This window comes from Campylobacter sp. CFSAN093241, assembly GCF_012889595.1.
Classification (GTDB): Bacteria; Campylobacterota; Campylobacteria; order Campylobacterales; family Campylobacteraceae; genus Campylobacter_D; species Campylobacter_D jejuni.
On sequence record NZ_CP040612.1, the window covers coordinates 1,422,109 to 1,444,448 of the forward strand.

Here is a 22,340-nt window from a genome sequence, read left to right on the forward strand (position 1 = left end):
ATTGATAATTTTTATATTTTTTTAGCTATCAATTTACTATAAATTCTCTTAAAAGGCGTTTAACGAAAACTTGAAATTAGTTTAATCTAGCTATATAATTAACAGCCTCATATGCATTTAAAAATACCATAGAATGAGCTTTTAATTCATTTTCATTGCCATAGCCACAAGTTAAGGCCAAAGGAGTGATATTAGCAGAAATTGCAGCTTGAATATCTAATATTGTATCGCCTATCATATAGGCATTTTCTTGAGTTTTATTGAGTCCTTTTAAGGCTAAAATTATAGGTTCGGAACTTGGCTTTGGATTTGTGACATCTTCAAAAGTAATTAAAGTTTTAAAGAATTTTTTAACTCCCAAATAATCAAGCAGAATCGGAGTAAATTTACCTCCTTTTGTTGTAACTATACCAAGATCTGCAATTTCGCTTCCAAGTTCTAATGCTTCTTTTGCTTTAGGCAAAAGAGTGGTTTGTTCTAAATAAATTTGTGCATAAATTTCACGATAAGCTAATACAAATTCTTTACTTAAATTTACTTTATCTGGATAAAGCATTCTAAACATTTGCTCTAAAGGATAACCTATGAGATTTTTGATTTCTTCATTATTTTTAGAAGTTAATCCAAGGGCTTTAAAAGCTCCTTGGAAAGAATTTAAAATAGCATCAGTAGAATCAATTAAAGTGCCATCTAAATCAAATAAAATAGTTTTATTCATTATCTTAAAATAAATTTAGCATCCACTCTTCTATTATCCGCTCTACCTTCTTTAGTGTCATTGCTTGAGCGAGGATTATCTTGACCATAACCTACTGTTTTGATGCGACTTTTTTCTACACCATATTTTTCAAGTTCATTAGCAACACTTTTAGCACGTCTTTCAGAAAGCTTTTGATTATAAGCTCTTGAACCGATATTATCTGTATGTCCTTCAAGAATAGTATCATATCTTTCATTTTCATCTAAAACTTTTGCAATTTCTTTGATTTTTTCTTGAAAAGTTGGATTTATAGTAGTTTTATCAAAACCAAAATGACCTTCCAAAGAAATAGTTTTTTCGCAACCATTTTCATCTAACAAAGCACCTTCTCTTGGTTCAACAGGACATTTTGCTTGTGGAGTTGCACGAGTATCAGCAACTTCTTCTACAGCTTTTTCCTTTTTGCCACCAAAACCAAAACTAATACCTAAAGTTGAAACCCAATTATGGTTTGCATGATTGAAATTAATTTGATCTCTAGTTTCAAGTCTTAAAGCCAAAGAATCACTAAGACGGAATTTTACACCCGCGCCATAATGTCCAAATCCACCGCTTTTATTATCATAAGCAGCATTTGAAAAATCCTCATATCCTCCACCTGCTAAACCATAGAAATAAAATTTCTCACCTACATCAATACCTTTAATAGCACTCAAATAAGTTCTTGTAATATCTGTAGTTTTATTTGTATTTGTATATTTAACATCAGAATAATGCTCTAACCCAAATTCTAATTGATCAAGCCAAAAATCGTCAAAATGATAACCAAGTCTAATCCCTGGTGCATAACGATTATCCATATCTAAATTACCTTCAAAGTAATTATAGTTTAAAGTTGGAGTGATTTCAAATTTTACATTGTTATCAGCACCAAATAAAACACTTGCCAAACCTAAACATAAGAATATTTTTTTCATAGAAAAAACCTTTCATTGTGTTATAAAATAAAAATTTAAATTTTGCAATTATAACATAAATGTATAGAAAAAAGGATGAGTTTTATAAAAAATTGTAGAAAGGTGGGAAAATCCCACCAAAAATATTAACGTTTAGAGAATTGTGGGCTTCTTCTTGCTTTGCGGCGTCCATATTTTTTACGCTCAACAGTTCTACTATCTCTAGTAAGAAGTCCTTTAGGTTTTAATAAGGCTCTAAAATCAGCATCCATAGCTGCTAAAGCTCTTGAAATTCCATGTCTTAAAGCTTCAGCTTGAGCACTATAGCCCCCGCCTAAAGTAGTTGCTTTAATATCCATTGAAGTTTCTTGTTTAGTCACAAGTAAAGGTTGAACCACTTTAAGCTTAATCGCCTCGTGTCCACCAAGCCAAGTGTTTAAATCAACACCATTAACACTAATTTTACCACTACCTGGTTTTACCCATACCTTTGCGATAGCAGTTTTTCTCTTACCTGTTGCGTATGTTGTTGCCATGATTATTTTCCTTCTTTAGCAATTTGTGCAGTGTGTGGGTGCTCACTACCCGCATAGATTTTTAATTTTTTAAGCATAGCTCTGCCCAAATTTGTTTTAGGAAGCATACCTCTAACTGCTAATTTATATAATTTTGCAGGATTTTTTTCAAGTAAATCACCAAATTTTTCGCTTTTTACACTTCCAAAATATCCTGAATGTCTATGATAAAGCTTATCTTCTGCTTTATTAGCACCTGTAAATACAGCTTTTGAAGCATTGATGATAATTACATAATCACCACAATCAACATTTGGAGTAAAGCAAGGTTTGTTTTTACCTCTCAAAATTGTTGCTACTTCAGTTAAAAGACGACCAAAGCGTTTGCCTTCTGCGTCTAAAACAATCCATTCTCGTTTTACTTCGTTTGGCTTTGTTATCTTTGTCATAATTTTTACCTTTGCCAAAAATTTAAAATGTGATTGTATAAAAAATAATATTAATTTTTACTTAATTTAAGTAAAAATAAAGTTTATATTTCCAAAATTTGAATTTCATTTTCCAAACAATAAACTATAAAAGCACGCACTTTATCTTTTTGCAAAATTTCACTAATGGCGATCTTATAAGTTCCTACCTGCTCTTTATGTTTATCTTGCATAGCAAGACCTGTTTTATAATCAATTATAAAAGCTTCTTCATCTTTTAAAGCAAGCAAGTCTAATTGTTTAATTTCTCCATTAAAACTCAAAGCTTGTTCTTTTAAAAGCTTTCCATCACCAATCAAATTTTGAAATTGAATATTTTTAAGTAAAATTTCAATTCTTTTAAAAAGCTTTTCAAAATCACTCTCATCTAAAAAATGTCTAAATTTACTCTTGCATCTTTGAGTAAGTATTTGAAAATTTTCACCCTTAGGAAGTTTTAAATTTTGCATAAAAAAGTGAAAAGCATTTCCAAAATATAGTTCTTTACTATCAAGCCTTTCTTCACTTTGAATTTCTTGCAAGGTAATTTTTTCAAATTTTTGCAAAGTTTGAATGCTTTCTTTTTTAACGCTTAAAATTTGTTCTTTGCTTTCTAAAAAACCTCTCTCTTGAGAATGTATATTTAAAAATCCCCCCTTAAAATAACTTGGATAATTTCCATTTACACTTTCTTCATTTCTTTTTATGATGATCAAACTTTCCTTAGCTCTTGTAAAAGCCACATAAAGTTTATTGATATCATCTTCATAATTTGCTCTTGTAATATTTTCTTTAAAAAGAGTATAAATAGGCTCTTTAGTAAGCTCTCGAATTTTATCTTTAATATGGAGTTGCCAACCTTGATTGATATCATATTCAAGCATGATATCTTCATTGTTTGAATTGTTTTTAGATAAACTATCAAGTAAAATCACATGATCAAATTCCAAACCCTTAGATTTATGCACACTCATAATACTAATTCCCATATTTTGTTCGCTTACTATTTTCAAAGCACAAGGCTCAAATAAAAGCTTTAAAAAATTCTCCTTAGTTTTAGCATATTCGATAAATTGTATTAAAGCGATATCATTTAAATCAAGTTTTAATTCTTTTATTAAAAAAAGTACATTTTCCATAGCATTTTTTGAAAAATCAAGGGTAATTTTTCTCGGCTCAAAACCTAAAAGTTCCTTTAAAAATACCAAGTAAAACTCATCACCAAAAATACAATATTTAGCATATTCTAAAACAAGTCTTACACTTGCTTTATTTTCAAGTAAAACATTGCTTTGAGTAAATGCAGGAATATTTTGCTCTCTTAAAAAATCCAAAACCATATCTGCATCACTATTTTTCCAACACAAAATACAAATATCATCATAAGAAATATTTTTAGATCTTAAAAAATTAATTTGCTCAAATAAAGTTTCTAAAGTCTTTTCCTTAATTTCTTGGGCTTGGTTTTTAACCTTTTGTTCCTTAGACTCCACAATACGCACAAAACCGCCTTTTTTATTTTCTAAGGCAAATTGTTCTTTATAATCTTTGATTTTTTCTTTAAAAGTTTCATTAACAAAATCAACCAAAAGCTCTTTAGAACGATAATTAGTATTTAAATTATCACTTTTAATTTGACTAAATTCTTGTTTTAACAAATCAAATAATTCTTTTTTTCCTTTACGAAAGCGATAAATACTTTGTTTTTTATCTCCTACATAAAAAAAAGTGCGATTTTTCTTAACCCCTTCTCCTGAAACAAGCTCAGCGATCAAAGGGCGTAAAATTTGATATTGGATCACGCTTGTATCTTGAAATTCATCAATAAGCAAATGCGAAATAAAACCATCTAAACGAAAATAAATCATATCCTTAAATTCACTGGTTATTAACTCATAAACTTTTTTACTCACATCTTGGAAATTTAAGGTATTTTTATCTTTATGAAATATATTTTTAGCTTCACTATAATGATTTAAAAGATTCATTAAATTAGCAATTTTATAATTTTCAAGCTCTATGGCATAGGTATTTAAAGCATTTATAAGCTCCATTCTTTTTGCACTAAAATGCAGGTTAGTACTTTCTAAATCTTGTAAATATTTTGTACTTTCAAATTTTGTCATAAAACTTGATTGCATAAACACGGATAAATCTAAAACTTCACTTTTGAAATTGTCACACAAATTTTTATAATTTTTTACATGAGTAAGACCCAAACAATAACTTCTTAACTCACTATAAGCTTTATTGATATAAGCTTTAGTTGGATTTAGAATTTTAGGACGATTTTGAAAATAAGCATTCTCATAAAATTTTTCAAGCTCGTTAAAAAAATTTTCTTTCTCATCAACTAAATTAATATAATAAGCCAAATCTTTTAATTCATCTTTTTTAAGAAGTTTTAAAAAAATCTCTCTTACATCAAGCCTCTCTTCACTCATTGTAAAATCACTACTTAAGCCCAAATTTAAAGCAAAAACACGCAAAATTTTTCCGAAAAAAGCATCAAAAGTACTGATTTTTAACTCTGTTCTTAAAAATTCTTCTTTTTTAGCATCTCTTAAAGAAATAAGCTCTTCTTTATCTTTACCTAAAAGCTTGCAAAGTTCATTGCATTCACTGGTTTTATTTTCTTTTTCTAAGTTTAAAAAAGTCTCAATAATTCTTTTTTGCATTTCATTAGCAGCTTTTTTGGTAAAAGTCAAAGCTAAAATTTCATTAATCCTAGCTCCTTTTAAAATAAGTGCTACAAAACGCACACTCAGGGCAAAGGTTTTTCCGCTTCCTGCACTCGCTTCTAATGCTAAAAAAGGCTCAAATTGACTCATTTTAATTCCTTTTTATAAATGAGTTTATAAGGACAATACTCATCTTGTTCATTTTCAAACTCTATTTCTTCCTTACTCATAAGAACTAAATCTTTAAGTCTTTCTCTTAGCTCATCTAAACTTTTGGCTTTTTGATGCAATATTTGCATACTATTTAAATCATAAAAACCCACGCTTGCATTTTCATCATATAAAGCTTGGTAAAAAGCAAGTTGATAAGAATTACTTGGCACTTTTCCACTTTTATAATCAATAATCAAATTACCTTCTTTTGAACTATCGATACGATCTATAGTACCCTTAAGTTTTATACTATCTGTTCCGAGCTTTAAAATATTGTTTAACTCAAGCTCTGTATGTGCGACATAAAAGCCTTTTGAAAAATGCTCTTTTTCATTTTTAGCAAATTGTATAAATTTTAATTTAAATACTTCAAGATCAAGTTCACTGATATTGTATTTTTGATATTCTTTATCCAATAAATTTGCAAAAACGTTTATATCAAAATCATTATTTGCATAATTTTTATAATAAATTTCAAGCATTTTATGGATAAAATTTCCTTGATTTTTCGCTTTACTTTCCTCGCTTAAAACCCTAGGTTCTGCTAAATTTAAAATATAACGATAATAATAAGTTCTTTTTTGATTTTCCAATAAATTAAAACGACTAAAAGAAAGCGGAAACTCGAAAGGATTATGCTTTAAAATAGGAGCTTTTATAGGAGTTAGATTAGGTTTTATGCCTTCATAGTCTAATTTTAAAGCATTAAGATAAGCTTTTTGGTGGATATGAGTTTCATAAAAAAAGTCAAAATCAAGTTCATCTAAAAAACGTGATTTGCTTTTTTCTTCATTTTCCACAAAGCAAATACTTACTTCTAAAGCATTCTTCATCAAGCTTTCATAATAAAATCTTTGTAAATTTTCTCTTCTATCATAGCTAATCAATCCTGCTTTTTTACGCACTTCATTGTTTAAAAAAAGCTCATTAACACTTCTTTTAGGAATAAATTCTTCATTAAAATCAACCAAAATCACTCCATCAAAACAAAGCCCACGACTTTCTAAAAGTCCCATTACCGTAACCTTACCTCCACCTACATCACTAAGGGAAAGTTGTGAAATTTGCATGAAAAAAAGATGGATCAACTCTTTAAGAGTTAAAGACTGATTTTTCAATAAATCTTTAATAAAATAAAGTTCTTTTCGTATCAAATAAATAAGCTCTTGCTTTTCATTTTCTAAAAACAAAGCAAGTAATTTTTCAAAATATTCAAAATCACATTTCTCATCAAAATACTTTTTAAACTCTATAAAATCAAGTTTTAAAGAATGTAAAAGCGTATTGTGATAATCAAACATCATCCGCGTGTCTTCAAAATAATCCTCTTGATTTTTATAGACAAAAGAAGCACTACTAGCACTTTCATAAAGTGCTTGAAATTTTTGATAAAACAAACTCTCTTTAATACTAATTCCACTTGCAAAGTTAAGCATATTGTCTTTATCAAAAAGTCTTAAAAACTCACAAAAACTTTCATCTGGAGTTATAACTGCAATATTTTCAGGCTTTAAACCTTTGCGTACAAAATGTGAAATTTCATCCATAACAAAAGCACATTGCAAAGCCCTTAATTCAAAAGATTTGAGTTTCATTTTTGAATTTTTTGTTTTAAAAATTTCTTCTTTTAAGATCTCTTGTTTTGAAAGATTGATTTCATAATGAGTGTTTATTTTTAAATCAAATATTTTTAAAAAATCAAGTTTTAAAAGATATTCAAGATTAAATTTACTCGTTTTAAAACTTAAAACCACTTCTTTAATCTGAGAAATTTCACTTAATAAATTTTCTTCAAATTTACTTAAAAAACCTTGCAAATCATAAACTATAGCTTCATACTCATCTAAAAAATCTTTATTAAGAGTGTAATTTTTAGGTAAAGAAAGATCATCATAAAAAGAATTCTTTTCAAGCAAAGCAAGATAATTCTTATATACCTCATCTAAAATTTCCAAATGTTCATTATAGGTGGCATAATAATCATTGTTTTTAAGATCTTCTATGCTTTTTTTTTCCAAACTCAGTTCTTTAAAAAAAGAAAAAAGATATTCGTTATTTTTCAAAAAAGCAAAAAATTCTACCGAAATTCCTAGTTTTTTTTCTAAATCCTTACTTTTTAGACAAGCTTCTTGCATTAAAAGCAAACTTTCATAAGAACTTGCTTTATGAAAATTGCTCAAACAAACTTTATCTAAAAATTCACCTATATGAATAGCACTATCTAATAAAGCATTTTGCTGTTTTTTTTGATTATAATATTCTCTAATTTGCCTTGAAGAGCTAAAAATTCTTAATTTCATTGAGCATTTAATTCGTAGCTAAAAAAACCCACTGTTTCTTGATTTGCATAAAACTTTAGCTTAAGCTCCCATCTACCTTTATCTAATTTAGGTAAAGCGATACTTAAAATTCCATTTTTAACTTGTCCTTCTAACTTTTGATCAAAATTTTTAGTGAATGGTCTTGTAAGAAGAACTTGAACTTTTAAATCATTAGAATTTATATTTTGTAATGCAGAAATTTTAAAATTTGCAACATAGGAATTTTGATCCACTTCATAACTAGGAATTTTTCTTTTACCTATAAAAGTGATTTTATCATTTTGAAAATTTACTTTAAAAAATTTATCAAAATTTACTTGTTGTTTTTGTATTTGATTGTAATTATTTTCAACATTTTGATAAGAGTCAAAATAAAAATCATCCTCATACACAGGATGGTGACTTGCTATAAAAATCGTTACAATACAAGCAATAATTATAGCCAAAAGTGAAAGCAAAATACCATAAGGCCAAAAACTTTTTTTAGTTTCTAACATTTTTTTTCCTCTTTATTCTTCTTTGTGCATAGTATAACAATGCAAAGCAAATAAATCCATAGATAAGTATTCTTAAAATATTGATAGTATCACGATTTGCATTACCTATAGAATGTTCTAATTGTAATCCCAAGGATTTTGCCACACGATCTACAATATCTGCATAACCATTAAGTATAGCAGCATTATAAATATCACCTTTATTTGTAGCTAATATCGGCAAAATAGATCCTGTTCCAGGATAAGGACTAAGCACAGCTTCTTTATCAATCAAAGCTAAAGCACCTTTTGAGCCCACTATATCAACTTTGTGAGAATTTTTTGACAAAAGAAGCAATATATAAGATTGAGGAAGTTCTTTTTGTTTATTTAATAAAGTTTCAATTTCAGTTTTATCACCAACCATAACGCCGATAAAAATATTACTTTTTTGGTAAAGCTCTTTTCCTATAAGATTAATCTCGTTACTTACTTTTTGACTTAAAATATTTTCATTAAAAAGTACAGCATCAAGAGCAAAAACCCTAGAAGGCAATAAAACAAAGAAGAAGATAGCTAAAAAAAAGCCATCTTGTAATATTTTTTTCATCCTATATGAAGATGATTTACGGTCAAAACCGACCAAGCGGTGATTGCAGCAGCAACAACTAAACCAATAACAATTAAATATTCCAAAGCCTTACTCATTGTGCTTCCTTTATACTTCTATGATCTTGTTCTTTTGAACCAAACATCTTTACACTTTGTACATCTTTAAGACTATATGGCTTTTGCATCACTTCTTGCTGAGCTTTAAGACCCCAAATAGTTAAAACTGCTAAGATAGCAAGCAACAAAACCGTAGCAATTAACATACCTGTAACACCTGAAAGAGAAAACACGCATCTATTATTATTTTCCATCATTCACCCCTTGAAAGAGAAATTACATACTCGCCAACAGCTTCTTTTTGAATATCATTAAGTGTTGGAAAACTCGGCATTGTTCCTATAAAACCAGCCTTACCACTATGTAAAACATCTACTACAAAAGCTGCAGAACCGTATTTTGTAAGATCTGGGAACATTCCATCTTGACCTTTTCCATCTTCTCCATGGCATGCTGCACAAGTTGCATAAGCTTCTTTACCTTTTGCTACTAAATTTTCATTTGCAGTTTTCTTAATAGCTGAAAGATCTTTTGCTACATAAGCAGCAATAGCAGGGATATCTTCTTCTGCTACACCTAAATCAGCAGCACCAAGCATTTCTCCACCTGGAAAATTCATACCTTTTGAACCATGTTTAATTACATTGATTATACCTTCTTCACTACCCCAAATATTTAAATTTTGAGCTTTACCATTGATACCATCTCCTGTAATTCCATGACAAGCCGAACACTGAACTAAAAAGATATTTTGACCCATTGCTATTTTATCTTCAGGAGATAAATTTTTAAATTTTTCTTCAAATTTTGTATTATGAGTTGCTACTTCTTCATTATATTGACCTATACTTGAAAAAGAATTTAAAGGATATCCCCATAGAAAATACCAAATAGCCCAAACAATAGTCAGGAAAAATACCACAGCCCAACCAGTAGGAACAGCATTTTTATACTCTCCTATTCCATCCCAACTATGTTCACTAAGCTCTGACTCGCCTTTCTTTTCTTTCATTTGCTTAAACATTCTACCCACAATAACCAGTGTGATTAAAATGATAAGAATAGCTCCAATTAAAGATAAGAGATTAACATTATCTTCTAAATTTAACCATTGCATTAAGCACTCCTTTTACTTTCTAATACACTATCATCAATATCATCTTTTAAGGCAAGGTTTGCATAATTTTCATAATTTCTCTCGCCTTTTTTTTCTGTTCTATATAAATGATACAAATACGCATATAATACTATTGACAAAAACATCACGAGTGCAAAAAAACCATAACCTTGGAAAATCTCCCACTCATGTTTTTGAACTGTTGCTAAATCAAATGTGATTAAATTTTTAATCACATCAAAAACTATTGATAAATGTTCCATCATCTTACTTTAAACTATTTAAATAAGCGATCAAAGCAACTATTTCTTTGATTTCACCTTTAGCAAAAGCATCTTTTACTTCTTGATTTTTCATTTGATCAACTATAGCCTGAGCTTCAGCTTTTACTTCAGCTTGTGCATCCTCCCAAGAACCAAGTTTTGTTCCATTTTCTGCATCATAAGGAACATTGAAAACTTTTTTCACAGTTAAAGCCTCAGCATAAGCAGTTTCAATATCTGCATTATTTTTAAACATATGCTTATATGAAGGCATAATAGAATCTGGAACAACAGAAGTAGGATCCCACATATGATTTTCATGCCAATCAGCCGTTCTATAATTTCCTACACGAGCAAGATCAGGTCCTGTTCTTTTTGAACCCCAAAGAAAAGGTCTATCATAAGCAAATTCACCACTTACAGAATACATACCATAACGGTCTGTTTCTGATTTAAATGGACGAATAAGCTGTGAATGACAAGCATTACAACTATCTTTAATATATACTGCACGCCCTGCAAGTTGTAAAACCGTATAAGGTTTTTTACCTTCAATTGGTCTTGCATTTTCTGCAAAATTTGGTAAAACTTCAACTATGCCTGCATAAGCAATCACTACAAAAACAGCTACAGCAAAAAAGAATGGATTTTTTTCTAACCAACTAAACATATTTTCTCCTTTTTATGCTGCCATAGGCGAAGCGCTTTTTGGTTCTTTATCAAGCACTCTTCCACAAGCAATTGTTTTGTAAATATTATAAGTAAACATAAAGAAACCGATAAGATACAACAATCCACCAATCGCTCTAATCCAATAATAAGGAACAATAGCCACAACGGTATCAATAAAGCTATAAAGCAAGTTACCATACTCATCTGTCGCTCTCCACATCATACCTTGAGTAATACCTGCAATCCACATTGAAGCAAAATAAAGAACTATACCTGTAGTTTGGATCCAAAATTGAGCTTCCATTAAAGATTTGCTATAAAGCTCTCTTTTGAAAACTCTAGGAGTCATATGATAAAGCGCAGCCATAGTCATAAATCCTACCCAACCTAATGTTCCATCATGAACATGTCCTGGAATCCAATCTGTAAAGTGTGCTAAAGCATTAACAGATTTAATTGAAAGAATTGGCCCTTCAAGTGTTGAGAACATATAGAAAGTTGATGCCAAAATCATAAATTTAATCAACGGACTCTCGCGAAGCTGGCTCCACTCACCTTTCATAGTAAGCAAGATATTAATCGCTGAACCCCAAGAAGGTAAAATCAATACTACAGAGAAAACCGAACCCATAGTTTGCATCCAATCGGGTACAGTTGAATAAATCAAATGGTGACCACCTGCCCAAAGATAAACAAACATTAAGCCCCAAAATGCAAATAAAGAGAGTTTATAAGAGAAAATCGGCTGACCACTTTCTTTTGGCAAGAAGTAATAAATTTGAGCAATAATACCCACAGTAAATACAAATGCCACAGCATTATGTCCATACCACCATTGTACTAAAGCATCATTTGTTCCTGCATACATTGATACACTATGCCACCATTTACCTATTCCAGTAACAAAATAAGTTGGTACTTCCATGTTGTTAAAAAGATAAAGCATAGCTATACCTAAAAATGTAGCTATATAATACCATAGAGAAATATAAAGGGTTTTTTCACGGCGAATTCCAATAAGTCCAAAAATACTTACACCCCATAAAACCCAAACAAGAACAACAAGAATATCTAAAGGCCACTCAAGCTCTGCATATTCTTTAGATGTAGTCACACCCATAAACAAAGATATAACAGCTAAAACCATAGTAAGCATATAAAGCCAAAAATGAAGCTTACCAACAGCCATTAAAAATCTTGACTCAGCCATACTCACTTTAAGAACACGCTGACCTATATAATACCAAGTTGCCCAAATCCCTGAAAGCATAAAACCAAAAATCACACCTGAAGTATGAAGTGGTCTAAGTCTTGAAAAAGTGGCATATTCTCCTGCTAAATAATTTAAATTAGGATATGCCATTTGAAAAGCTATAAGAGTTCCTATAGCCATACCAACAATGCCAAACAATATGGTCGCAAACATAAAATATCTTGCAACCGTATAGTCGTAATTTAATACATTACCTGGATGCATCGACTTTCTCCTTAAAATTTTTGATAACAAGAGAATATTATAGAATATTAATTATACATTTTTTCTTAAAAATGATAATTTTGTTAATCATTTGTTATGTTTTATATTTTAAGGCTAAATCAGTCTTATTTATTGATATTTATCTTATAACCTAAACTTGGCACATTTTTTATAAAATCTTCACCCACTTTATCTCTTACTCTTTTTATAAAAGTTCTAACAGCAGTATCACTCACATGTTCACCTATCCAAACATTTTTCTTAATATCTTCATGCAAAACCAAAGCTCCAGGTTGCTTTAAAAGCAAAGAAATAAAAGCCAATTCTTTTTTAGTTAAAACAATTTCTCCACCACTGTAAATTAAAGTTCGTTTAGTTTTGTTAAATTGATATTCTTCAGAAATTTTTACAAGCATATTTGCTTCAATTTTTTCACCTATCAGATAATCTAAAACTTTAAACAACTCTTCTATATCAACAGGTTTAATCAAATATTTATCTATACCAATATCAATAGAACGCAAAAGTCTCTCTTTCTCTGAATACGCACTAAGAACAACAATTGGGACATCATCTGAAATTTCTTTAATCTCTCTTGCCATATCCAGTCCATCCATAATAGGCATAGCAATATCTGTGATAACTAAATCTGGCTTAAATTTTTTAAATTTTTTAAGCCCCTCATCTCCATTTTGAGCTCCGATTACTTTACTAAAGCGTTCGCTTAATATATTAATCATTGATTCTCTAGCCTTAACCTCATCTTCAACTACTAATATTATCAATTCTTTACATTCTTGTGACATTTCTACTCTACCCTCTCTTTTAGTTTTAAAAATATCTCAAAACAAGCCCCGTCTTTTCCATTTTTAACTTTTATTTTTCCTTGGAAACTTTCGATAATTTGTCTACTTATATAAAGTCCTACTCCTATACCTTGACTAGGATGTTTTGTTGTAAAATAAGGTTGAAAAATTTTATCTAAATTTTCTTTATCAATCCCACCAGCATTATCTTTTATTGTAATTTTCAGATAATTTTTTCCAAATTTTGAAAAATTTATTGTTATGATTTTCCTTTTTTTGTTTTTAAATGCTTCTATTGAATTTAAAATCAAATTAAGAAAAACTCTTATTAAACCATTCTCATATGCCAAAACTTCATAATCACTTTTCGAAACAATATTAATATTTACATGATTTTTTTCTATAGTTTCAAAAGCAATTTCCAAGGCTTTATTTAAAGTCTCTTTTATAAATACACACTGCTCTACTCCTTTGTTAAACAAAGTTCTAAACACATCAATTGTTTCTGACATATTTTTAATCATATCTTTTGATTGTGAGTAAATTTCAGCAAATCCTTTTTCATCTTTAAGATTTTGCTTCATTTGAAACATGGCAATACCGAGCTCATTTAACGGTTGTCTCCATTGATGTGCTATATCGCTAATCATTTGTTCTAATGAAGATTTCAAAATCTCTTCATATGCTATTTTAATATCTTTTTCATTTTTTTCCAAGGCAATTTGCATTTTTTTCTCAAATTTTTTACCTAACTGTATAAATTCTTGTTGGTGATTTTTAACTGTATTTTCAAGATTAATACTTAATTCTCTTAATTTAGCGTGATTTAGAGCAAGCTCTTCATTAAGCTTAAAAGAATTACTAACATCATGAGAGAATGCTACTATTTCTATTAATTCATTATTTTTATCCAATATGGGGATTAATAAAGTTTCAAGATAGAAAGTTTTGCCTAATTTATCAATATTTTTAAAAATAACTTGATAAGGTTTTTTATATGAAAGTTTTTTTAAAAGTTCTTCAATATAACATTCCTCAACATCTGGATGTTTAAATATTGAATGTTTTTTTCCTATAAGCTCTTTTTTACTATATCCACTTATTTGACAAAGCTTATCACTGACAAAAATTAAATTTCCTTGAACATCAGCTCTTGAAAAAATTGTATTTTTTTCAAGAGCTTTAAAAAACTGATCTTTAAAAAAATCTTTCATTGAAAAGCCTTAAAACCTATATAGGCAAGATTTATACCGTAACAAACAATAACGCCATACGATAAATAATTAAATAAATTTTTCAAAAAATCACTAAAAAACTGTGAAATTTTAGAAAAAAATAATATCGCAGGTAAAGTTGATATTCCAAAAATCATCATTACCAAAATACCTTCAAAAATATTTTGCTTACTCATTGCATTGGCTATAAAAAAATACACCAATCCACAAGGAACAAAACCATTTGAAAATCCTAAAAATATGGCTGATTTTAATCCTTTAAAATTTTTAGATTTTTTAATAATTTTCTTTACAAAACTATCAAAAAAAACATTATTTTCAATAAAAGATAACATATTGCCTCTAAAAATAAGAGCAAAACCCAAAATCATCATAAATATACCAAGAATAAAAAATGACAAACTTTGAACCTTAGCATTGATTGCCAAGATATTCCCAAAAGTCCCAAAAATTATCCCTAAAACAATATAAGCAAAAATTCTAAACAAATTATAAATAAAAGTTAATAAAAATAAATTATTGCTTTTTGAATTCAAATTTATAAAAAGTAAATTAAAACCACCACACATAGAATAGCAGTGTCCAAAACTAGATAAAAAAGCAACGCTGATAATAGCTAAAAAATCTATACTCACATCAAATTCATAAATTCTTTAAAAATATACTTACTTTCATGAGGACCTGAAGAACTTTCTGGATGATGTTGCACTGAAATAATAGGATAGTCTTTATATCTTACTCCTTCAACATTATCGCCAAATAAATTTCTATGAGTGATATGAGCCACTTGAGCTAATTCTTCTGGAACATTATAATTATGATTTTGTGCGGTAATTTCTACCGTTTTTGTATCAAGATTGATCACAGGATGATTTGCTCCATGTTGTCCAAATTTCATTTTATAAGTTTCATATCCAAAAGCATTACTTAAAAGCTGGTGACCTAAGCAAATTCCAAGCATAGGAATTTTAGCTTCTGCAAGTTTTTTAATCTCTGCAATCTCTTGTTTTAAAATCCTTGGCTCACCTGGACCATTAGAAAGAAACACGCCTTGAATTTCACCTTTTTTATACAGAGTAATCAACTCATCTGCTTTAACATTATATGGATAAACTTCTACTTCAAAACCTACTTCTACAAGTTCATTTAAGATATTTGTTTTAACACCATAATCTATAACAGCAACTTTTTTCTCACTTCTTTTAGCATCATTAAATTTTTGAAAACTAGCGTTCCAAACGCCTTGTTTATGAGAATAATTTTTCTTAGTGCTAACTTCTTTTACAAAATTTACTTCATCAATTTTTGCTGATTTTTCTAAGGCGATTTTTAAATCTTCTTTATTTGAAATTTCAGTTGAAATTACAGCTCTTAAATTGCCATTATTTCTTATCATTTTTACTAGATATCTCGTATCAAGTTCATAAATTCCTATTTTTCCATGTTTTTCAAGATAATCTTGCAGACTTTCTTTAGCGCGAAAATTTGAAAAACTGGAACTTAATTCACGCATTAAAACACCACTTGCAAAAATTTCCTTACTTTCATTATCATTTTCATTGGTTCCCACTATACCAATTTCTGGCATGGAAAATACGATAAATTGCCCTGCATAAGAAGGATCTGAAATAATTTCTTGATACCCTGTTAAAGAAGTGTTAAATACAAGCTCTCCAAAAAAAGTACCGCTCTTTCCAAAAGCCTTAGCACTTAAAAAAATATCATTTTCTAAATAAATATAAGCCTTCATTAAAACATACCTTTTTTTCTGAGCTCTTCTTGATAGAGTTTTTCAAAGATAAGATCATATTCTTCGCTACCTGGAATAGGTTTTGTTTTATAATTGCTAATTTTCTCATAAACCTCATCTTCAAGTTTTTCATAAATTTTAAGATAAGACTCTATGCTTGAAAAGATTAAATTTTTAACTCTATTTTCACTCACTATAAAATTAATATAATCATTCTCTACAAGTTCTTCTAAAATTTGATGCGCTAGATGATTATGTCTATCTTCAGAATCTAAAATCACATTAAATTCAGGAGCTAACTTTTTCTTCACAAGCCAAAACATATTTTTACGATCTACTTGCATAAGCTCCATTTCATCTTCTTGTTGCTCTAAAAGCTCTTTTACTCTTTCATCTAATTTTCTTTCATTTAGAATATCTTTCTCTAAAACTTCTATTATACATACCTTAAGCTTTTCTAATTGATCTTTAATTTCTACAAAAGAAGAATTAGCTATATCTAACATCATTTTATTTGCGATATAAGGAATATGTGGTAATTTTATACGCATCTTAAAAACCTTTTATTTGATAATGTTTGAAATAATAGCTTATTTTTGGTAAAAGAATGTTAAAAATGAAAAATTTTCATTATTTTAATCACCTAATTACTAGCATTATTATCTAAATTTTTCAAAAGCAAAGTAAGCTCGCTAGCTTTTTTTGGATCCATTTTAGATAAAACACCTGAAATTTTACGCGATTCCAAAGAAAGCATTATTTTGCTTGCATCCTCTGCATCCATTTGACTTAAAACATCTGCAATGGCTGCATCTTTCATTTGGGAATAAATTTCTTTAACCCTACCTTGAGTTTTATCATTGATTGAATTTAAAATCTTTTGTTGTTTTTCTACAAGCCTTGCATTTTCAAGCTTTAATTCTTCAATTTTTGCCAAAGTTGCATTAACCTCAGCCTCTTTTTTTTCTAAATTTTCAAGCCTTTCTTTTTGCAAAGCTTCAAAAGAGGCTTTATAAGCTTCTAAAGATTGTCTTGCTTCATCAAATTCTCTAGTTTGCAATTCAATTTGAGCTTTTCTAGCTTCAAAATACTGCTCACAATCTTGTTCAGCTCCAAAAACTACACTTGAAATAAAAACTAACAATATAAATTTTTTAATCATCTTTTTCTCCTTTGAAAAAACGACTGATTGCAATTTCATCTAAAAATTTTTCTTCAGCCTTGGCAAGTTCTTTTTGCTTTTGTTTAATTTCCTCGGCTTCTAAAACCTTCATTTTTTCATAATCTAAATGTGCTTTTTGATATAAAAACTGATAATGATTCATTTCTTTTTTAGAAAGTTCTACTTTCTCCTTAGCTCTTGCCAAAGCCTCGCGTCCTACTTGTGCCATACTTAAATTCGATCTTAACTCTGCTATAGATCCTGATTTTGGCAATACGCCTAAACTTTCACACTCTTGGCGTGAAAGTTCATAAGCTTTTTCATGTTCAAGCTGTCTTTGTTTGGCTTGATTAAGATTTGATTCTGCTTTATCAAGTTGTTGTTTTCTTACCTTTACAACAGAATTATATTTACTTTTCATAAGATGATAGTATCATCTCTTTCAGGGCTAGTAGAAATATACTTTACCTTAACCCCTGCAAGCTCTTCAAGTCTTGCTATATATTTTTTAGCATTTTCTGGCAATAAATCATAATCTTTTATACCAAAAACTTTATCCCAACCATCCATTTCTTCATAAATAGGTTGAACATTTTCTAAATCACTTGGTATATAGTCGATTTCCATACCCTTATATTCATAAGCACGACAAATTTTTATCTTTTCAAAACCATCTAAAACATCAAGCTTCATCAAAGATAAAGCATCAAGACCATTAAGCCTTGCTGTATATCTTACAGCAACCGCATCAAACCATCCACAGCGTCTTTTGCGTCCCGTGCTTACGCCAATCTCTTTTCCAATTTGCGCAATTTTTTCTCCATCTTCGCCCTTATCCTCAGTAGGAAAAGCTCCATTTCCCACACGCGTTGCATAAGCTTTTACAATACCTATAATATTTCCCGCTTCTTTAGGATTTAACCCAAGTCCTGTTAAAGCGCCTGCTGAAATAGTACTTGAACTTGTAACATAAGGATAAGTTCCATGATCAATATCAAGCATAGAACCCTGAGCTCCTTCTAAAAGTACTCTTTTATCTTCATCTAAAGCCTTCCAAAGCATTCTTGTAGTATCTGTAATATAAGGAGTTAAAATTTCATTAAAACGTTTTAAATCAGCAAGCAATTCTTCAGCACTTGGAATTTCAATTTCAAGCATTTCAAAAAAAGTTTTATTAGCTTCAAAATCTTTTATCAAAGCCTCGCAAAGTCTTTGTGGTTCTAAAAGCTCTCCAACTCTATGTCCTGTACGATTAATCTTATCTGCATAAGAAGGTCCTATACCCTTACCTGTTGTTCCTATGGCATTTTTGCCTTTGAGCTTTTCTTTTGCAATGTCTATTAAAGAATGATGTTTTAAATTTAAATGAGCTCTATCGCTGATATATAATCTACCTTTTAAATTTTCAAATTGAGCCATTTCAGCAATCAATACTTCAGGAGAAACCACAACTCCATTTCCGATAATATTAATACATCTTGGATGCAAAACTCCACTTGGCATAAGATGAAGCGCATATCTTACACCATTTACCCAAATCGTATGTCCTGCATTGTGTCCACCTGCACTTCTGCAAACAAAATCATAATTTTCACATAATTTATCAACTACCTTACCTTTTCCTTCATCGCCCCATTGAATGCCGACAATAATATCTGCTTTGCTCATAAAAATTTCCTTGATTTTACTTAATATTGGCGAGAAGATGAGAGAATCGAACTCCCCAAAGAATAGTCAACTATCCTTTCATCTGATTTGAAGTCAGTGGCGATCACCAGATACGCTAATCTTCCAAAGTGATAATTATAGCGATTTTTAATGAAAAACAAAATAAATTTATCAATATTCTTTTTGACTTCATATTAAATTTAAGCTATAATCTCACTCTTTTTTAGCATCAAGTTTTGATGATTACATTTTTAGGATCTTTCTTTGAATTCTTTTAAACAAAAATATTTAATCAATTTTTGGGACAATTCCCGTTCTATGATTGCACTTGGAATTTTAAGTGCAGTGTATTTTGGGATTTTTGGTGGCGTTTGGGCTGTTACTGGAGAAATGACACGTTGGGGTGGCGAGTTTTTAGAGCTTTTAGGTATGAATTTAGATGGATATTCTTATTACCAAAAGCAAAATTTAAATGGAACCCCTTTAACAAGAACTGATGGTATTATGCTCATAGGTATGTTTATAGGTTGTTTAGTAGCCGCACTTTTAGCTAACAAAGTCAAATTTCGTCTACCTGCTAGCAATATAAGAATTTTTCAAGCAATAGTAGGTGGAATTCTTTCAGGATATGGAGCAAGACTTGCATTTGGATGCAATTTAGCTAATTTTTTTACAGGTTTACCTTATTTTTCTTTACACACTTGGCTTTTTACTGTTTTTATGGTTTTAGGAATTTATCTAGGAGTGAAAATTTGCAACACTTCCTTTTTTAAACCTAAAGCTAAATTAGAACGTGTAAATAAAGAAAACTTGCCGTTAAACAAGCAAAGTTTGCGTACAAAATTATATTTTAACTTAGGCATATTGCTTTTCATAGCCTTTTTAGTTTGGGTGTTTTATCTTGTTTTTACAAATGGCAATATCAGCACACAAAACAAACAAAGTCTTCTAGCTTTAGCACTGATTTTTGGTTTTGTTTTTGGCTTTGTTATTTCTAGAGGGCAAATTTGTTTTACTTCTTGCTTTAGAGATTTATTTTTATTTGGTAGAGATAATGCTATAAAAGGCGCATTAATCGGTATGATTATCGCCTCTTTAATCGCTTTTGCTTTTATCTTGCAAGGTCATACTAGCAAACTCATAGAACTTTCTCCTGCTGTAGCTGTGGGAGCATTTTTGTTTGGTTTTGGTATAGTTTTTGCCGGAGGTTGCGAGTGTGGTTGGACTTATCGTGCCTTTGAAGGACAAAGTCATTTTATAATAGTAGGAATTGCAAATATAATAGGAACTATGATTTTAGCTTTAAGTTATAACTTTTTACCAAAAGCTTTTAAAGAAGGTATAAAAATCAATCTTTTAACTGAATTTGGCAATTTAAATGGATTTTTTATCAACCTTATTTTATTCATCTTAATGTTTGTTTTTGTAGTATTTTACAAAAAACACTTTTTTAAAAATCAACTTAAAGGATAAACAGTGAAAATTACTTATAGTTTAAATTTACAAGGTGAAGCTTGTCCTTATCCTGCTATAGCAACACTTGATGTCTTACCTAAGCTTAAAAGTGGAGAAATTTTAGAAGTACTTTGTGATTGTCCACAAAGTATCAATTCCATACCTCAAGATGTAAAAAACCGTGGTTTTAAAGTGCTTGAAATCGATCAAAGTGGACCCACACTAAGATTTTTAATCCAAAAGCCTTAAAAAAGGCTTTTATTCTCAAAGCTCTTTTAACATCTTTTCATAAGCTGCCTTAGTTCCAGATCTTACATTTGTAAACAAACTTGCAATAATAATCACCACCGAAGCTACTAAAAACCCTGGAACTATTTCATAAAGACCTGAATTTGCAAAATTCTTCCAAAGCACCACAGTAGCAGCTCCTGTTATCATACCTAAGATCGCTCCTACTCTTGTCATCCTACTCCAAAATAAAGAAAAAAGCATTACAGAACCAAAAGAAGCTCCAAATCCAGCCCATGCATAAGAAACTATACTCAAAACACTTGAGTTTTTATCAGTAGAAATCAAAAACGCTATTACAGCTACCAATAAAACACCTAATTTACCTAAATTTAATACAATATGACTTGGTGCATCTTCTCTAAAAATCTTTTTATAAAAATCTTCCGCTATAGTAGAACTTGAAACCAGCAATTGTGAACTTGCCGTACTCATAATAGCTGCTAAAATAGCACTGAGTAAAATACCTGCTATCCAAGGATTAAATAAAAGCTGCGACATCACGATGAAAATCTTTTCAGGATCTTGCAAACTTAATTCAAATTTATGCACATAAGCTATACCTAAAATACCTATCATACAAGCACTTAAAAGACAAACCGCCATCCAAGCAATACCTATAAAAGTGGCTATAGGAATATCTTTAGTAGAACGAATCGACATAAAACGCACTAAAATATGTGGTTGACCAAAATAACCCAAACCCCAAGCAAGTGCAGATATAATGCTTACAATTCCTACTCCTTCGCCCATAGATAAAGCTTGTGGCTTTATTTCTCTTACTATATTCATCGCTTCACCAAAACCACCTAAATGATAAAGCATAACCAAAGGTACAATAATTAAAGCCATCATCATTAAAAGCCCTTGTATCATATCCGTCCAACAAACCGCCTTATATCCACCTAAAAAAGTATAAGCAACAATAATAATCGTTCCAGTAGTTAAAGCATAATCGTATCTGATACCAAAAGTACTTTCAAAAAGTTTTGCTCCGCTTACAAGCCCTGATGAAACATAAAAGGTAAAAAATATCAAAATTACCACCGCACATACAATGCGCAGTATATGTTTATCATCATCAAAACGAGTTTCAAAATAATCAGGAATAGTCAAAGAATTTGCAATCACACTGGTATAAATTCTAAGTCTTTTTGCCACAAAAATCCAATTTAAACTAGCTCCTATAGTAAGCCCAATTGCAATATAAGAATCTATAAAACCACTTACATATAAAGCTCCTGGTAAACCCATTAAAAGCCAACCACTCATATCAGAAGCCCCTGCGCTAAGTGCAGATATCACAGGCCCCATAGTACGCCCACCTAGAAAATAATCCTCTGAATTTTTATTTTGCTTATAAAAATAAAAACCTATATAAAGCATTAATAAGGCATACACTACAAACATCACTGCTATTGGGGTATTAATTTGAACCACTTCCATCAA

At 29.9% G+C, this 22,340-nt stretch carries 25 protein-coding genes and 1 tRNA gene; 2 read left to right on the forward strand and 24 right to left on the reverse strand.

What is annotated here, in order from left to right; translation table 11 throughout:
* Positions 1-76 precede the first annotated feature (76 nt).
* The 23 genes from FBE96_RS07200 to FBE96_RS07310 form a co-directional block, all read right to left on the reverse strand.
* Positions 77-718 carry an HAD family hydrolase gene (locus tag FBE96_RS07200; protein ID WP_002871857.1) on the reverse strand — a complete coding sequence of 214 codons (642 nt, stop codon included), beginning with the start codon at positions 716-718 and terminating at the stop codon, positions 77-79.
* Positions 718-1,677: a fibronectin-binding outer membrane protein CadF gene (gene cadF / locus FBE96_RS07205; RefSeq protein ID WP_002851185.1), complete on the reverse strand. Its 960-nt coding sequence runs from the start codon at positions 1,675-1,677 to the stop codon at positions 718-720. The genes FBE96_RS07200 and cadF overlap by 1 nt, the downstream gene beginning before the upstream one ends.
* A 125-nt stretch (positions 1,678-1,802) precedes the next feature.
* Positions 1,803-2,192 (reverse strand): 30S ribosomal protein S9, encoded by a 390-nt coding sequence (rpsI, locus tag FBE96_RS07210; protein WP_002851459.1) that lies wholly within the window; start codon positions 2,190-2,192, stop codon positions 1,803-1,805.
* 2 nt (positions 2,193-2,194) lie between these two features.
* On the reverse strand, positions 2,195-2,620 hold the full coding sequence (gene rplM / locus FBE96_RS07215; RefSeq protein WP_002779321.1) for a 50S ribosomal protein L13: 426 nt from the start codon (positions 2,618-2,620) through the stop codon (positions 2,195-2,197).
* Positions 2,621-2,703: 83 nt separating this feature from the next.
* A complete protein-coding gene (locus tag FBE96_RS07220) occupies positions 2,704-5,469 on the reverse strand; it encodes a RecB-like helicase (RefSeq protein ID WP_002871856.1) in 2,766 nt (921 codons plus the stop codon).
* Positions 5,466-7,832, reverse strand: coding sequence for a PD-(D/E)XK nuclease family protein (locus FBE96_RS07225; RefSeq protein WP_002868226.1), 2,367 nt, complete (start codon positions 7,830-7,832; stop codon positions 5,466-5,468). The genes FBE96_RS07220 and FBE96_RS07225 overlap by 4 nt, the downstream gene beginning before the upstream one ends.
* Positions 7,829-8,350: a FixH family protein gene (locus FBE96_RS07230; RefSeq protein ID WP_002851150.1), complete on the reverse strand. Its 522-nt coding sequence runs from the start codon at positions 8,348-8,350 to the stop codon at positions 7,829-7,831. The genes FBE96_RS07225 and FBE96_RS07230 overlap by 4 nt, the downstream gene beginning before the upstream one ends.
* On the reverse strand, positions 8,337-8,939 hold the full coding sequence (locus FBE96_RS07235) for a hypothetical protein (RefSeq protein WP_002851454.1): 603 nt from the start codon (positions 8,937-8,939) through the stop codon (positions 8,337-8,339). The genes FBE96_RS07230 and FBE96_RS07235 overlap by 14 nt, the downstream gene beginning before the upstream one ends.
* Positions 8,936-9,037 carry a hypothetical protein gene (locus FBE96_RS07240; protein ID WP_002858872.1) on the reverse strand — a complete coding sequence of 34 codons (102 nt, stop codon included), beginning with the start codon at positions 9,035-9,037 and terminating at the stop codon, positions 8,936-8,938. Before FBE96_RS07240 ends, FBE96_RS07235 begins: the two co-directional genes overlap by 4 nt.
* Positions 9,034-9,255 carry a DUF4006 family protein gene (locus FBE96_RS07245; protein ID WP_002858873.1) on the reverse strand — a complete coding sequence of 74 codons (222 nt, stop codon included), beginning with the start codon at positions 9,253-9,255 and terminating at the stop codon, positions 9,034-9,036. Before FBE96_RS07245 ends, FBE96_RS07240 begins: the two co-directional genes overlap by 4 nt.
* Entirely contained in the window at positions 9,252-10,115 is an 864-nt protein-coding gene (locus FBE96_RS07250) for a cbb3-type cytochrome c oxidase N-terminal domain-containing protein (RefSeq protein ID WP_002851306.1), read from the reverse strand. Before FBE96_RS07250 ends, FBE96_RS07245 begins: the two co-directional genes overlap by 4 nt.
* Complete coding sequence (locus FBE96_RS07255) at positions 10,115-10,378, reverse strand: cytochrome c oxidase, cbb3-type, CcoQ subunit (RefSeq protein ID WP_002804842.1); 264 nt, start codon at positions 10,376-10,378, stop codon at positions 10,115-10,117. The genes FBE96_RS07250 and FBE96_RS07255 overlap by 1 nt, the downstream gene beginning before the upstream one ends.
* A gap of 4 nt (positions 10,379-10,382) precedes the next feature.
* On the reverse strand, positions 10,383-11,048 hold the full coding sequence (ccoO, locus tag FBE96_RS07260) for a cytochrome-c oxidase, cbb3-type subunit II (RefSeq protein WP_002851187.1): 666 nt from the start codon (positions 11,046-11,048) through the stop codon (positions 10,383-10,385).
* Positions 11,049-11,060: 12 nt separating this feature from the next.
* Complete coding sequence (ccoN, locus tag FBE96_RS07265) at positions 11,061-12,527, reverse strand: cytochrome-c oxidase, cbb3-type subunit I (RefSeq protein ID WP_002868224.1); 1,467 nt, start codon at positions 12,525-12,527, stop codon at positions 11,061-11,063.
* 125 nt (positions 12,528-12,652) lie between these two features.
* Positions 12,653-13,333, reverse strand: a complete 681-nt coding sequence (gene bumR / locus FBE96_RS07270) for a butyrate response regulator transcription factor BumR (RefSeq protein WP_002864474.1) — start codon at positions 13,331-13,333, stop codon at positions 12,653-12,655.
* A gap of 2 nt (positions 13,334-13,335) precedes the next feature.
* Positions 13,336-14,547 carry a butyrate sensor histidiine kinase-like phosphatase BumS gene (gene bumS / locus FBE96_RS07275; protein WP_002851243.1) on the reverse strand — a complete coding sequence of 404 codons (1,212 nt, stop codon included), beginning with the start codon at positions 14,545-14,547 and terminating at the stop codon, positions 13,336-13,338.
* The gene (locus FBE96_RS07280) at positions 14,544-15,203 is read right to left on the reverse strand and encodes a sulfite exporter TauE/SafE family protein (protein WP_002856612.1); all 660 of its coding nucleotides are present in this window, start codon (positions 15,201-15,203) and stop codon (positions 14,544-14,546) included. The genes bumS and FBE96_RS07280 overlap by 4 nt, the downstream gene beginning before the upstream one ends.
* Complete coding sequence (gene carA, locus FBE96_RS07285; protein WP_002851156.1) at positions 15,200-16,318, reverse strand: glutamine-hydrolyzing carbamoyl-phosphate synthase small subunit; 1,119 nt, start codon at positions 16,316-16,318, stop codon at positions 15,200-15,202. The genes FBE96_RS07280 and carA overlap by 4 nt, the downstream gene beginning before the upstream one ends.
* Complete coding sequence (locus tag FBE96_RS07290; protein ID WP_002851269.1) at positions 16,318-16,869, reverse strand: DUF507 family protein; 552 nt, start codon at positions 16,867-16,869, stop codon at positions 16,318-16,320. The genes carA and FBE96_RS07290 overlap by 1 nt, the downstream gene beginning before the upstream one ends.
* Positions 16,870-16,961: 92 nt before the next feature.
* Positions 16,962-17,480 carry a MotE family protein gene (locus tag FBE96_RS07295; RefSeq protein WP_002855458.1) on the reverse strand — a complete coding sequence of 173 codons (519 nt, stop codon included), beginning with the start codon at positions 17,478-17,480 and terminating at the stop codon, positions 16,962-16,964.
* Positions 17,473-17,901, reverse strand: coding sequence for a flagellar export protein FliJ (locus tag FBE96_RS07300; protein ID WP_002797496.1), 429 nt, complete (start codon positions 17,899-17,901; stop codon positions 17,473-17,475). Before FBE96_RS07300 ends, FBE96_RS07295 begins: the two co-directional genes overlap by 8 nt.
* Positions 17,898-19,148: an adenylosuccinate synthase gene (locus tag FBE96_RS07305; protein ID WP_002855302.1), complete on the reverse strand. Its 1,251-nt coding sequence runs from the start codon at positions 19,146-19,148 to the stop codon at positions 17,898-17,900. The genes FBE96_RS07300 and FBE96_RS07305 overlap by 4 nt, the downstream gene beginning before the upstream one ends.
* Positions 19,149-19,175: 27 nt before the next feature.
* A tRNA-Sec gene (locus tag FBE96_RS07310) sits at positions 19,176-19,273 on the reverse strand.
* A 139-nt stretch (positions 19,274-19,412) separates the two neighbouring features.
* On the opposite strand from FBE96_RS07310, the gene yedE reads away from it, so the two are divergent.
* Together yedE and yedF are read left to right on the forward strand one after the other, a co-directional pair.
* Positions 19,413-20,621 carry a selenium metabolism membrane protein YedE/FdhT gene (gene yedE, locus FBE96_RS07315; protein WP_002858372.1) on the forward strand — a complete coding sequence of 403 codons (1,209 nt, stop codon included), beginning with the start codon at positions 19,413-19,415 and terminating at the stop codon, positions 20,619-20,621.
* 3 nt (positions 20,622-20,624) lie between these two features.
* A complete protein-coding gene (gene yedF / locus FBE96_RS07320) occupies positions 20,625-20,852 on the forward strand; it encodes a sulfurtransferase-like selenium metabolism protein YedF (RefSeq protein ID WP_002851188.1) in 228 nt (75 codons plus the stop codon).
* Between the two features lie 15 nt (positions 20,853-20,867).
* Here the strand turns inward: yedF and putP are convergent, their stop codons facing one another.
* Complete coding sequence (gene putP / locus FBE96_RS07325) at positions 20,868-22,337, reverse strand: sodium/proline symporter PutP (RefSeq protein WP_211158820.1); 1,470 nt, start codon at positions 22,335-22,337, stop codon at positions 20,868-20,870.
* Positions 22,338-22,340: the final 3 nt, after the last annotated feature.